Source organism: Bradyrhizobium sp. LTSP849 (genome assembly GCF_000938255.1).
Classification (GTDB): Bacteria; Pseudomonadota; Alphaproteobacteria; order Rhizobiales; family Xanthobacteraceae; genus Bradyrhizobium.
In genome coordinates this window covers 1-12,945 of sequence record NZ_JYMR01000007.1, presented here as the reverse complement: position 1 = coordinate 12,945, position 12,945 = coordinate 1, and the positions used below count along the sequence as shown (strand labels likewise).

General features: G+C 64.9%; 14 protein-coding genes. 7 read left to right on the top strand and 7 right to left on the bottom strand.

Annotated features, from left to right (window positions below; all coding sequences use genetic code 11):
- The first annotated feature begins 2 nt into the window (after positions 1-2).
- Positions 3-815: an N-acetylmuramoyl-L-alanine amidase gene (locus tag UB31_RS06075; protein WP_045010203.1), complete on the top strand. Its 813-nt coding sequence runs from the start codon at positions 3-5 to the stop codon at positions 813-815.
- A gap of 17 nt (positions 816-832) precedes the next feature.
- Here UB31_RS06075 and UB31_RS06070 read toward each other — a convergent pair whose 3' ends face one another.
- The 3 genes from UB31_RS06070 to UB31_RS06060 all read right to left on the bottom strand — a co-directional run bounded on the left by UB31_RS06070 (position 833) and on the right by UB31_RS06060 (position 3,902).
- Positions 833-2,440, bottom strand: coding sequence for a Na+/H+ antiporter (locus UB31_RS06070; protein WP_045006026.1), 1,608 nt, complete (start codon positions 2,438-2,440; stop codon positions 833-835).
- Between the two features lie 48 nt (positions 2,441-2,488).
- Positions 2,489-3,346, bottom strand: coding sequence for a class A beta-lactamase (bla, locus tag UB31_RS06065; protein ID WP_045010202.1), 858 nt, complete (start codon positions 3,344-3,346; stop codon positions 2,489-2,491).
- 181 nt (positions 3,347-3,527) lie between these two features.
- The gene (locus UB31_RS06060) at positions 3,528-3,902 is read right to left on the bottom strand and encodes a nuclear transport factor 2 family protein (RefSeq protein WP_045010201.1); all 375 of its coding nucleotides are present in this window, start codon (positions 3,900-3,902) and stop codon (positions 3,528-3,530) included.
- 94 nt (positions 3,903-3,996) lie between these two features.
- On the opposite strand from UB31_RS06060, the gene UB31_RS06055 reads away from it, so the two are divergent.
- Positions 3,997-4,425, top strand: coding sequence for a GFA family protein (locus UB31_RS06055; RefSeq protein ID WP_045006025.1), 429 nt, complete (start codon positions 3,997-3,999; stop codon positions 4,423-4,425).
- 181 nt (positions 4,426-4,606) lie between these two features.
- Positions 4,607-6,433 carry a caspase family protein gene (locus UB31_RS06050; protein WP_045005926.1) on the top strand — a complete coding sequence of 609 codons (1,827 nt, stop codon included), beginning with the start codon at positions 4,607-4,609 and terminating at the stop codon, positions 6,431-6,433.
- A 152-nt stretch (positions 6,434-6,585) separates the two neighbouring features.
- Here UB31_RS06050 and UB31_RS06045 read toward each other — a convergent pair whose 3' ends face one another.
- Positions 6,586-7,272 carry a DUF1345 domain-containing protein gene (locus UB31_RS06045; RefSeq protein WP_045005925.1) on the bottom strand — a complete coding sequence of 229 codons (687 nt, stop codon included), beginning with the start codon at positions 7,270-7,272 and terminating at the stop codon, positions 6,586-6,588.
- A gap of 7 nt (positions 7,273-7,279) precedes the next feature.
- Complete coding sequence (locus UB31_RS06040; protein ID WP_045005924.1) at positions 7,280-8,203, bottom strand: polyprenyl synthetase family protein; 924 nt, start codon at positions 8,201-8,203, stop codon at positions 7,280-7,282.
- A 161-nt stretch (positions 8,204-8,364) separates the two neighbouring features.
- Between UB31_RS06040 and mtgA the strand changes: the two genes are divergently transcribed.
- The 3 genes from mtgA (at position 8,365) to UB31_RS06025 (ending at position 10,194) form a co-directional block, all read left to right on the top strand.
- Positions 8,365-9,045, top strand: coding sequence for a monofunctional biosynthetic peptidoglycan transglycosylase (gene mtgA / locus UB31_RS06035; RefSeq protein WP_045005923.1), 681 nt, complete (start codon positions 8,365-8,367; stop codon positions 9,043-9,045).
- A gap of 157 nt (positions 9,046-9,202) precedes the next feature.
- Positions 9,203-9,385: a 50S ribosomal protein L32 gene (rpmF, locus tag UB31_RS06030; protein ID WP_007598106.1), complete on the top strand. Its 183-nt coding sequence runs from the start codon at positions 9,203-9,205 to the stop codon at positions 9,383-9,385.
- 158 nt (positions 9,386-9,543) lie between these two features.
- Entirely contained in the window at positions 9,544-10,194 is a 651-nt protein-coding gene (locus UB31_RS06025) for a hypothetical protein (protein ID WP_045010258.1), read from the top strand.
- Between the two features lie 6 nt (positions 10,195-10,200).
- Here UB31_RS06025 and UB31_RS06020 read toward each other — a convergent pair whose 3' ends face one another.
- Positions 10,201-10,464 (bottom strand): hypothetical protein, encoded by a 264-nt coding sequence (locus UB31_RS06020; protein WP_045010200.1) that lies wholly within the window; start codon positions 10,462-10,464, stop codon positions 10,201-10,203.
- A 219-nt stretch (positions 10,465-10,683) separates the two neighbouring features.
- Here UB31_RS06020 and UB31_RS06015 point away from each other — a divergent pair, with 219 nt between their 5' ends.
- Entirely contained in the window at positions 10,684-12,378 is a 1,695-nt protein-coding gene (locus UB31_RS06015; RefSeq protein WP_045010199.1) for a bifunctional diguanylate cyclase/phosphodiesterase, read from the top strand.
- 201 nt (positions 12,379-12,579) lie between these two features.
- On the opposite strand, the gene UB31_RS06010 is transcribed toward UB31_RS06015, so the two are convergent.
- Positions 12,580-12,945, bottom strand: a 366-nt coding sequence (locus tag UB31_RS06010) for an IS110 family transposase (RefSeq protein WP_045010198.1), incomplete at its 5' end; no start/stop codon positions are given.

Below are 12,945 nucleotides of genomic sequence, written 5' to 3'. Positions count from 1 at the left end.
GCTTGTCACTGGCGCGAGGCATTGTCGCAGCGATTGTGGTGTCGCTGGTCGCATCATCGCCCGCGCCGGTCGACGCGAGGCGCACCGCACCGGCGCGCAAGGTCGCTAAAACCAGACAAAAGACAGAGGTCCCGGAAAAATGCGAGCCGCGCAAATTCCGAATCGTGCTCGACGTCGGGCACACCTCCGAATCGCAGGGTGCGACGAGCGCGCGCAACGATGTAGAATTCGGCTTCAACCTGCACTTAGCGAAACTCATCGGCGAGAGATTGAAGTCGGCCGGCTTTGCCGCGACCCGCGTGCTCGTGACCGAGGGCAAGGCGAGGGCAAGCCTGCTCAAGCGCGTCGGCACCGCCAATGCTGCACATGCGGATTTCTTCCTGTCGATTCACCACGATTCCGTGCCGGACAAGATGCTCGAGGCATGGGAATTCGAGGGCGCCAAGAGCTACTTCAGCGATCGTTTCGGCGGCCACTCGCTGTTCGTGTCGCAGCGTAATCCGCACTTCGGCGCAAGCCTCGCCTTCGCGCGGCTGCTGGGCAAGGAGCTGAAGGAACGCGGCCTGCAATATGCCAGCCAATACACCCTGCCGCTGATGGGCCGCTACCGGCACGAATTGCTCGACAAGGATGTCGGCGTCTACCGCTATGACGGTCTCGTCGTGCTGTCGCAAACCAACAGCGCCGCAGTGCTGCTCGAGGCCGGCTCCATCATCAACCGAGATGAGGAGATGGCGATGAACTCGCCGGAGCGACAGGAGTTGATTGCGACGGCCGTGACGGTCGCGATGCAGGAGTTTTGCGAGAGGCGGTAAGAGGTCGTGGCGCTAAGCTACAACGGCGCCCCTCGATACTCCCTGTTCGCCAAGCTCGCCTCTTCCAGATCCAGATCGCGCTCGATCCGGCGCCGCGTCTCGTCCGTGATCTGGCCGTCGCGCAAGAGGTCATGGATGAATTTGCGCTCGGCTCCGATCAGCTCGCGGGTCAAAGCGGTGCCGGCCGCGGAAACGTCGTGGTGGTTTGGGTCGAGCGAGTCCGGAAGCTGGTTGGCGCGGATCTCGTGACGTGCGCGCAGCAGTTTCACCACCCCCTCGGATACTTCCTTCTCGTCGGTCAAGGTATCGAGTGATTTCAATGCGGCGTCGAGCGCCTGGCGCCGTGCCGAGATCTCAGCCTCGTGTTCGGCGACATGTTCGTTGCGGCCGGCTTCCGCGATGCCGAGCCAGCGCACCACCGGCGGCAGCGTGAGGCCGATGCCGACCAGCGTGATGAAGATGACGCCGAAGGCGACGAACAAGATCAGGTCGCGAAATGGAAAGGCCTCGCCGCTCGGCAGCGTGAACGGCAGCGCCAGCGCGGCCGCGAGCGACACGGCGCCGCGCACGCCGGTGAACGCGAGCGTGAACGGCCATTGCCATGGCGGCGACGGATCGCGCGTGCGCAGTGACTTGCTGAGGATCCGCGGCAGGTAGATCGCGGGATAGAGCCAGGCGAAGCGCGCGATGACGATGACCACCATCACGATGGCGGTCGCGATCATGATGTCGTCGAGCGGAAACGCCTTCGACTTCTCGTAAAGCGCCCGCATCTGGAAGCCGGTGAGCAGGAACAAGAGGCCCTCGATCAGGTAGATGATGAGGTCCCAGAAGAAGATGCCTTGCAGCCGCGTCGACGCGGAGATCCACAGCGGCCCGTTCCAGCTCACATAGAGGCCGCAGGCTACGGTGGCGATCACGCCGGAGCCGCCGAAATGCTCGGGCAGCCAATAGGAGACGTAAGGCGTGATCAGCGACAGCGTAAGTTCGACCTGCGGATCGTGAGCCCATTTGCGGGCGCGCAAGGAGAGCCAGCCGACGCCGATGCCGAAGGCGATCTCGCCGGCGACGATGAGAGAAAATTCGCCGGCCGCCTTCGGCAGCGAGAACTGGCCGACCATGATTGCGGCAAGCGCAAAGCGGTACAGGATCAGCGCGGTGGCGTCATTGGCGAGCCCTTCGCCTTCGAGTATGACCAGGATTCGGCGCGGCAGGTTCAGTCGGCGTGCGATCGCGAGTGGCGCTACCACGTCGGGCGGCGCGACGATGGCCCCGAGCAGGAAGCCGATGGTCCAGGGCAGCTCGATCAAATAATGTGTGGCCGCCGCCACCAGTGCCGCGGTGAAGATCACGGCGCCGACCGCTAGCAGCACGATCGGGCGCAGATTGTTCCTGAACTCGCGCCAGCTCATGGCGACGCTCGCCGAGTAGATCAGCGGCGGCAGCACCATCAGCAGCACCAGTTCCGGCGGCAGTTCCACCGGCGGCATGCCCGGCACGAAGGCGAGGCCGATTCCGGCCAGCATCAGGAGAATGGCCGGCGCGACATTGAAGCGGCGCGCGACCACCGCCGTGCCCGCCAGCACCGCGAGCAGGATGAGAAAGGTCTGAAATTTCGCTTCGATCATGGCCTGTCTTCGCCCGGAAGCGGGCGACAGGTCAATGTGGCGTGGTCAGGCGAGCCGCTCAGTCACCATGCGCCCGATGCGCGCGAACACGGCCTCGATCTGTGCAGCGGTTGGCGTGCCGCCCTGGGTATAGGCCGCGATCAGGATCGGCCTGTCAGGCTTGGGCCAGACGATCGCGATATCACCCGATGCATCCTTGCCGTTATTGCCGGTCTTGTCGCCGATCTTCCAGTCTGCGGGCAGGCCGCCGCGCAGCCGATTGGCGCCCGTCTTGCAGTTCACCATCCAGTCGGTGAGCTGCGCGCGCGATGCTTGCGACAATGCCTCGCCCGTCACCAGCCGCCGCAGATTGTTCGCCATCGCGGCCGGTGTCGTAGTGTCGTGGGGATCGCCGGGCGGCGAGCGGTTGAGCTCGGGCTCATTGTGGTCGAGCCGCGAGATGGAATCGCCGAGCGATCGCCAGAACGCGGTGAGGGCGGCGGGGCCGCCGATCCGCGCCAGCAGCAAATTGGCGCAGGTGTTGTCGCTGAGCTCGACGATCGCCTTGCACATCTCAGCGACCGACATCGCGCCGGTCGACAGATTTTGCTTCGCGACCGGCGCATAGTCGAGCAGGTCGGCCTGGCCGTAAGGGATCGTGGCGGCAAGCTGCTCCTCGCCGCGATCGACCCGCGCCAGCACGCAGGCCGCCAGCGAGGCTTTGAATGTCGAGCACATGACGAAGCGCTCGTCGGCGCGCCAAATGAGCTTGGCGCCGGTCGCGAGGTTCTCCGCATAGACCCCGATCCGCCCGCCGCTCTCGCGTTCGTAGGATTCGAGTTCTGGCGGCGCATCCGCGGCGAGCGCGGGAGAAGCGGCCATCCAGCACAGCGAGGCGAGCAGGGAACGGCGATCGAGCAGCATGGGAACCTTTGGGCGGGACGGTAGGTGGGGAAGGATGCAGCGTACGCGCGATCTGCGCCGTCATTGCGAACGTAGCGAAGCAATCCAGTCTGCCTCCGAGGAGAGATTCTGGATTGCTTCGCTACGCTTGCAATGACGGAGAATGGGAGACGAGTGTGCCCGATTTCAGGCAGTGAAAGCCTCACTCCCTCAGGTCATACCGATACGATTTCGACACGATCTGCCAGCCATCGGCGAGCTTCATTGCGACCAGATAGTCTGTGAAGAAGCGCGGCGGCAGCTGGCACTTGACCTTGATGAAGGCGGTCTTGTCATCCGAGCGATCGATGGTGACGATGAAATCCTCGCGCGGCTTGCCCTCGGCCTTGGCGGAGGCGCGCTTGCGCACGCGGTCGAGCCAGTCGGGCACGGTGAGCACCTGCAATTCGCCCTTCTCGACCCAGCGCAAATCGGCGGTGGGATGGAAGATGGCGCCGAGCTTTTCGGCGTCGCCCTCGTAAAGCCCGTCAAAATAGGATTGCACGACGGCTTCGACGCTCGAACGATTCTGGGTCATGGGTCATCCCTTTGAATGATGGTTTGGCGCGAACTTAGTCGTACACATCAAATTGCGCTATGGGTCTCCAAGCCTTTTGCGCGAGGACGCCGACATGACCGGATCAGAAAATTCGAACGCTCGTATCCTTGCCGGCGAATGCTATTGCCGTGCCGTTCGTTACGAGGTGGCGGACGCGTTTTCCTATGCGATGAACTGCCACTGCTCGAACTGCCGCCGCACCACCGGCTCCGCCTTCAAGCCGTTCGCCGGGATCGAGCACAGCAAGCTCCGCATCGTCAGAGGCGAGGACCAGCGCATCATCTTCGGGGACGACGCCACGCACGACGCCCACTGTGCCCGCTGCGGCTCGCTGCTTTATTCCCGGGTCCGCGAAGGAAAATGGGTCCATGTCGCCATGGGAACCCTGGTCGATGCCCCCTCGATCCGGCCGGGCGCCCATATTTTCGTCGGCTCCAAGGCCCCTTGGCACGAGATTACGGACAATCTGCCGCAGTATCGGGGGCACATCGGGAATGGCTAGGGGAAACCCCGGCCCGCGCGCATTTGCCAGCGAACCGCCAACGCACTGGCGCGACTAACGAAAGGGGTTCCTCGGCATGCGGCCGGCGCTGCTTCGTGACCTCCATCACAAGCGCAGGCGGCAGATCTTGCTAAGGCTATCCCGAGGGTATGAACTGCCCCGAACATTTGGATGTCGTGTCATGCGCAATTTATTCAGACTTTGCCCGCTTCTCCTCGCAGTCGTGCTGTTGTTCGGTGCGGACCCCGCCTTTGCCGGAAAGCGCGTCGCGTTGGTGCTCGCCAATTCCGCCTATCTGAACGCGCCTCAGCTCACCAACCCCGTCAACGACGGCGCGGTGATGGCAAAGACGCTGAAGGATGCCGGCTTTGATGTCGTCGATTCCCGCCACGATCTGACCGCGCTCGATACGCGACGCGTGCTGCGCGAGTTCGCGGATTCAACCCGTGATGCCGACATCGCTGTCGTCTATTACGCCGGCCACGGCATCGAAGTCGAAGGCTCCAACTATTTGATCCCGGTCGATGCGAAGCTCGAGCGCGACACTGATGTCTATGACGAGGCGCTCTCGCTCGATCGCGTCCTGGTCGCAGTCGAGCCTGCGAAGCAGCTTCGCCTGGTGATCCTCGACGCCTGTCGTGACAATCCTTTCGGCAGGACCATGAAGCGCACGCTTGCCTCGCGTGGCATCGGCCGTGGTCTGGCCCAGGTCGAGCCGGCCAGCTCCAACACGTTGATTGCCTATTCGGCCAAGGCCGGCTTTACCGCGCAGGACGGCGACGGCGCCAACAGCCCGTTCACGATCGCGCTGTCGAAGCATCTGACGACGCCGGGCCTCGACGTCCGCCGCGCCTTCGGCTTCGTGCGCGATGACGTGCTCAAGTCGACCGGCAACAGGCAGGAGCCGTTCGTTTATGGCTCGCTTGGCGGTGAAGACGTGCCGCTGGTGCCCGTCAAGGTGACGGCTGCGACGGCGGCAGCGCCCGCGCAAAATCCGCAGGCCGACATGCGCCGTGACTACGAGCTCGCGCTCCAGGTCGGCAACAGGCCGGCGTGGGAAGCCTTCCTGGCCCAGCATCCGGACGGCTTCTATGCGAACCTCGCCAAGCTCCAGCTCGACAAGATCCAGGCCGAGCAGGCGCACGTTGCGGCGATCGAGAAGGCGAAGCAGGCCGATGCCGAACGCGACCGTCTCGCCGCGCTTGGTGCGCAGAAGGACACGCAAGCCAAGGCCGACGCCAATGCGAAAGCAGCCGAGCAGGCGCAGCTTGTCGCGCAGAAGGCCAAAGAGCAGGCGCAGCAGCAGGCCGCTGCTGCCGAGCAGCAGCGCGTCAACCTCGCCGCCACGGCACCGAGCGCCGCGCCGGCCAGCACGGCGAGCCCCGCCGGCACCAATGTCGCCTCGCTGACGCCCGCGACGCAGCCTGCCGATCTCAGCCGCTCGGTGCAGACCGAGCTCGGCCGCGTCGGCTGCTTCTCCGGGCAGGCCGACGGCAACTGGAACAGTTCAGCGCAGCGGTCGCTGTCGCAGTTCAACCGCTATGCCGGCACCAAGCTCGACGTAAAGGTGGCAAGCAGCGACGCACTCGATACCGTCAAGTCAAAACCGTCGCGCGTCTGCCCGCTGGTTTGCGAGCATGGCTTCAAGGCCGACGGCGACAAGTGCTCCAAGATTGTCTGCGACGAAGGCTACGCACTCGACGACGACAACGACTGCGTGAAGAAGCGTGCCGCAAAGCCTACGCCTTCGAAGCCCACGACCTCGCGGCGTGACGACAGTGACGATCGGCCGGCCCGGCAGCGTCCGCAGATGGGCGCGGCGGGTGGTTATGGTGCCGGAATGGGCGGCGCCGCGGCCGGCATTGCCGCCGGCGCGGGCCGCGCCTCGGGCGGCGGGCAGATGTACTGCAACAATACCGGCTGCCGTGCGGTCAACCGCGGCTGCCATCTCGAATATCGCGGCGGTGGCGGCCCCGGCAACGATGCCAATGCCGAGGTGTGTTACTAAAGGACACGGTGTCGTCCCGGCGCAGGCCGGGACCCATAACCACAGGGAGTGGTTTGGCGAAGGCTGGAAGTTATCCATCGTAGCGCGGTACTGTCACCGAACTATCAAAGATAGATCACGCGGTATGGGTCCCGGCCTTCGCCGGGACGACATTAAGTGGCAATCGCGCTCGCCGCGATGTTCACGGTCAACGCCAGTAGCGCCGTGTTGTAAATGAACGAGATGATGCCGTGCGCGGTGGCGGTGCGGCGGATGGTCTTGTCGGTGATGCCGACGTCGGAGACCTGCGCGGTCATCCCGATCACGAACGAGAAATAGACGAAGTCCCAATAGTCGCAGTGGTCTTCCTTGTCGCCGCTCGGGAACTGCAACCCGCCCGGCGGGTGGCGGTAATAATCATGGGCGTAATGCAGCGCGAAAGTCGTGTGCACGGTGGCCCAGGACAGCACGATGGTGGTGATGGCGATCGTCAGTTCCGCCGCACCACGATGGGCGCCAAGCTCGGAGACGATCGCGGCGATGCTCGCAAACGCGCCGATCGCCGTCACCAGCAGAATCACGAAGCGGCCGTCGTCCTGCATCGCGGCCGAGCGGCGGATGTGCTGATGGTCGTTGTTCAGCATCATGCTGTAGACCAGCACGAGATAGACCGCGATCAGCGCGTCCCAGCCGAACAGCAGCCGCGTCACCAGCCGGTGCGAACCTGGCAGCAGCAGGCAGACCAGGATGCCGGCCGCGAGCGAGATGAATGTCCGCGGCCGCGCGTAGAGCACGCGCATCGGCCGCGACATCTTGCGGAAGCGGACGAGGACGGGATCGTCTTTGTCGATGCCCGTCATCGCACCGTCAGTTCTTGCGTTCGGCGACGAAGCGCGCGGCAGCTTGCAGCACGGCGGCGCGATCGCCGAAGATCGACACCGCGCTGTCGGCCCGCGCCAAGAGATCGCGCACGCGCTGCTTGGCGCCTTCGATGCCGAGCTGAGTGACGAAAGTGGTCTTGCCCATCGCCGCGTCCTGGCCCGAGGGCTTGCCGAGCGCTTCCGCATCGCCCTCGACATCGAGCAGATCGTCGGCGATCTGGAAGGCCTCGCCGAGCGCGCGGCCGTAATCGTCGAGCGCCTGATATTCCTTGGCAGTCGCCTGGCCGAGGATCGCGCCGGCGATGCAGCCATATCGCAGCAGCGCGCCGGTCTTCATCTGCTGGAGGCGCGCGACGTCCACGGGCTCGCGGTCGCCGAAGCGGCCTTCTCCGGCGAGATCGAGCATCTGGCCGCCGACCATGCCGCCGATGCCGGCGCAACGCGCCAATGCGCGCGTCAGCAGCAGCCGCACGTTGGCGTCGCGATGGATCTCGTCGCGGGTAATGATGTCGAAGGCCAGCGTCAGCAGGCCGTCGCCGGCGAGGATCGCGGTGGCATCATCGGTCTTCTTGTGCAGGGTGGGGCGGCCGCGGCGCAGGTCCGAATTGTCCATCGCCGGCAGGTCGTCATGGATCAGCGAATAGCAGTGGATGCATTCGAGCGCGGCGCCCGCAAGCAATGCCGCCTCGCGGGGCACGCCGAACACGGCCGCGCTCTCGACCACCAGGAACGGCCGCAGGCGCTTGCCGCCGTTCAGGCTCGAATAGCGCATTGCGTCCATCAGCCGCTTGGGCCGCGCGATCTCATCGGGCAGAATGTCGTCCGCCAGGAGGCGCCCGAGCAGGGCTTCGGTGTCATCAGCGGTCTTGTCCAGACGTTTGGCGAAATCGGACGGGGACGTGCCGGTCATCAAGAAAGGCTCCAGGACTAAAATTCGGCGGGACAATCCTTTATGCGCCCGCCCCAGTCAATCGTTTGGAAGGCCTAAAAAGCGCTGGAAAAGGCCCGAATTATCACAGACTTAATGGGTGGGCCCGTGGCCGCGTTTCAGTTTGCGCCGGAAAGGTCGATTTGCGCATCGTCAAAATCCTGCTGGTGATGCTCGCGGTCGCAGCTCTCGCGCCGTATGTGATCGCGCCGTTCTACCGCACCGGCCATCCCGTTTCGACGCTGATGGCCTGGCGCAGCTTGCGCGGCGCGCCGATGCAGCGGGAATGGATCGATCTCGCGGCGATGTCGCCCTCATTGCCGCGCGCGGTGGTGGCGGCCGAGGACGCCCATTTCTGCAAGCATCACGGCATCGACTGGGGCGCGCTACGCGAGGCGATCGACGACGCCAAGGAGGACGGCACGCCGTTCCGCGGCGCCTCCACCATCACCCAGCAGGTGGCCAAGAACCTGTTCCTCTGGCAGGGGCGGGATTTCGTCCGCAAGGCGTTGGAATTTCCGCTGGCGCTGTGGGTCGATTTCGTCCTGCCCAAGCACCGGATCCTGGAAATTTACCTCAACATCGCCGAGCTCGGCCCGCAGGGCCAGTTTGGGGTGGAGGCGGGCAGCGCCTATGCCTTCGGCAAATCGGCGGCAAACCTCTCCCCTCGGGAGGCGGCACTTCTGGCCTCGATCCTGCCGAATCCGGTCAAACGGAGCGCCAGGGCCCCCGGGCCGGGCGTCCGGCGCCTGGCCGGGACCTATGTGGCCAGGGCGCAGGCCTCTTCGCTTTCGACCTGCTGGCCGGAAAATCGCGGATTTTGAGCCCTTTTCGGGCTTATTTTCCGGTCCAAAACCCTAGCTTTGCGGCCAGCCTTCCTCTATAAGCCCGGCCTTGATCGGCATTTCGCTCGCCCCGTTTGGGTGCTGAGCCGTCGTGCGGACGATGCCCGGACAACACCAATCCCTAGAGGATATTGAAATGGCCGTTCCGAGAAGAAAAACCTCGCCGTCGCGTCGTGGCATGCGCCGCTCGGCAGACGCCATCAAGAAGCCGACCTATGTCGAGGACAAGGACTCCGGTGAACTCCGTCGTCCGCACCATCTCGACCTCAAGACCGGCATGTACAAGGGCCGTCAGGTCCTGAAGAAGAAAGAGTCCTGAGTCAGGACCTTTCCTCAGGCAGGTTTATCCTCAATCAGGATGACGTGACCTGCCTGATTTCAGCCAATCCATGAGATATGACGGTGACGGCGGCGGAGCGAATGCTTCGCCGTCGCATTGTCCTGCCCGGACATCTTGATCGAGAAGGCACATTGCCGATGGTCGGTTTCCCGCTGCTTCTGATTCCGCTCGCGGTCTACAACATCATCGCCTTCCTGATGCCCAGCGTGTCCTTCTCGGACGTGCTCTTCAAGGTGCCGATGATCACCGGCGAGACCTGGCCGGTGACGCTTGCCGACCTCCTGCTCGCGCTCGGTGTGGTGCTGCTGCTGCTCGAAGTGGTCAAGGGCGCGCGGCCCGGCGCGAAATTCCTGATGGATCATTTGCTGTCGCTGATCCTGTTCGGTGCAGCCGCGGCCGAATTCGTGATCTGGCCCAAATTCGGCAACTCCACCTATTTCCTGCTGGTGCTGCTCGCGATGGCTGATTTCCTCGGCGGCATCGCCCAACGCGCGCGCCGTCGCATCGCTTACGTCGCCGCCGAGACTGTGCCGGTGCCGCGCAAGGCCAAGCGTCAAGCCGAGACGCCGGCGGATGAACTTGCGTCCGAGCCCAAATTCGAGCCGGTGCCCACGCCGCAAGCCGCTCCGGCGGCCCCGCCAGCACCCACGGCGCAATCAGTTGCCGAATCCGTGCTGATGGATCACCCCGCGCCGAAGCCGGTGCAGGGCGTGTCGTCGCCGGAAATACCCTCGCCACATTTGCAGCCGGGCAACGGCACGCCGTCCTCGCCCGACGCACCGCGCTGATCGGCTTTATGCGACCTGCCGGGTGCGCGCGGTGACGCTGGGAAGCGGGCGCTTGCCGCCATAGGCCATCTGCGCATCTTCGGAAGAACCGCGGCGCAGCCGGCTTGTCTGGGGCAGGTGCTCGGCGTTGGCGATCAGCTGGGTGACGAAGCTCGGATCCGGGCGCGGCAGGGGGATCACCTTGTGAACCCATTCCAGCGTCGGGGTCAGCGGCACCACTGCGGTGCCCATCATCCGCTCCGCCTCGTCCGATCGATTAATCGTCACCATCGTAACACCGTCAGGCCGGTCAACTGTCGCGTTTCGGGACGAAGCGCGCTGTGCCTGTGATGGTCTCGCAAGGCCTATGCCGGCGGAGCCTATCTGGTTCCAAGGTGCCCTTGGAACGTGGTTTCCAAATTGTTTATGAACTTTGCCTAGGGTCGGGGGCGAATCTGGCCGTATTCTGTGCCGGCTCAGGACTCCCCGCTGTCCCGAAACGAGGCGATTTTGACCCCCGCATTGCCGCAAGCCTCCGAAATCCTGGCCGCCCTCGGCCAGGCTGTTTTCGTCTGGGATATCGCCAGCGACGCCATCGTCTGGGGCGAGCAGGCCGGCGCGGTCTTCCCGGGCATCCCCACTGAGCGGCTTGCGACCGGTGCCGAGTTCGCCAAGCTGATCGAGCCCGCGCAGACGCTGCGGACCGCCGCGCTGGCGCAGACCTCCGCCGTGCACGGCGCCGACGGCACGCCCTACCGGGTCGAGTACGGCGTCCGCATGAGCGCGTCCGATCCCGTGGTCTGGGTCGAGGAGACCGGCCGCTGGTTCGCCGGCGCCGACGGCCGCCCGGTGCGCGCGATCGGCTCCGTCCGCATCAACAATGAGCGTCACGCCCGCGACGAGGAGCTGTCCAAGCTCGCCCGGCTCGATCCCCTGACAGGCGAGCTCAACCGCTCCCATCTGATCGCGGCCCTGGCCGAAGCGATCGAGGAGACGACCCGCTTCCGCTCGACCGCGGCCTTCATGCTGGTCGGCATCGATCATCTCGCGCGCGTCAATGACGCCTTTGGCTTCGATGTCGCGGATGCCGTGATCCTCGATGTTGCCCAACGCATCCGCGCGCGACTGCGCGGCGGCGACGTGCTGGGGCGCTTCTCCGGCAACAAGTTCGGCCTGATCCTGAAGAACTGCACCGTCGACGACATGAATATCGCAGCCGAGCGCTTCCTCGCCGGCATCCGCGATGAGGTGGTGCCGACCAAATCCGGCCCGGTCTCTATCACTGCCTCGATCGGCGCCGTCAGCCTGCCGCGCTATGCCCGCAGCACCGATGAGGCGATCAACCGCGCCCATGAGACGTTGGACGCCGCCAAGCGCCGCCGCGCCGGCTCGTTCGCTGCGTGGCGCCCGGATGCCGCGCGCGATGCGCAGCGCCGCGTCAACATCCGCGTGACCGACGAGATCGTCACCGCGCTGAACGAGCGCCGCATCAAGCTCGCCTATGAGCCGGTGGTGTCAGCCGCCTCGCGCGAGGGCGCGTTCCACGAATGCCTGGTGCGGATGGACCAGGGCAATGGCCAGGTGCTGCTTGCGCCCGACATCGTGCCCGTGGCCGAACGGCTCGGCCTCATTCGCCTGGTCGATCACCGCGTGCTCGAACTTGTGGTCGCCGAGCTTGCGGCCGCGCCCGACATTCGCCTCAGCCTCAACATCTCGCCGGACACGACGATGGATCCGGACTGGTGGGCGGGAATTGAATCGCTGATGCTGGCCCATCCCGGCGTCGCCGAGCGGCTGATCGTGGAGATCACCGAGACGGTCGCCATCCAGGACATCGATGACGTCCGCGGCTTCGTCACGCGGCTGAAGAATTTCGGCAGCCGCATCGCCATCGACGATTTCGGCGCCGGCTACACCTCGTTCCGCAATTTGCGCAAGCTCGGCGTGGACATTGTGAAGATCGACGGCGCCTTCGTGCAGAACATCACCCATTCCGCCGACGACCGCGCCTTCGTGCACACCCTGATCGACCTCGCCCGCCGCCTCGACATCAAGACCGTCGCCGAGTGGGTGCAGGACGAGGAAGCAGCCAGCATGCTGCGCGACTGGGGTTGCGACTACATCCAGGGCAGGTTGATAGGGCTCGCGTCAGCCGACCGGCCGTGGGGTGCACCGCCGGACAGCGCGCTGCCCGCGGCGGGTTGAGAAATCGTAGCAACCATTAAAGCGCGCCCGATTGCCGGCGAGCATGACGCCGTGCTTGCGGCCGTCAAGGCGTGGCCTGGCGGCAGCGGAGATGGGGTTGGGCCGGAGCGACGGCCAGCCTTGACGGCCGCGGCGCGCGGCGTCTTTGTGACGGCAGGTCGGGACGAAGAAACGGTGCTTCGGCCGAACAAAGAAACGCGGTCAGATGGCTGGCGGGCTGGCGACTTCAGGCGATTCTTTTTGCCAGGGTGTGCCGCGGGCTACGACTGTGTTGGCGAAAATCAGCAGCTTTCTGGCGCAAGCGATCCGAGCGCGCTTGTGCTCCTTGCCGGCCCCAGTCAGCTTTTTATAGAACGCGATCAGCTGCGGATTCCAGCGAAAGGACGCCGGTAGCGCCGCATTGAACAGCGCGCGGCGCAGCCGTTCACGCCCGCCCGCAATGTGACGGACGCCGACGTGATTGCCGCTGTCATCGTCATAAGGGGCAAGCCCTGACAGTGCGGCGGCTTGTTCGCGCGTGATCTGACCGATCTCGGGCATCCGCACCAGAATGATAATCGCGGTCTT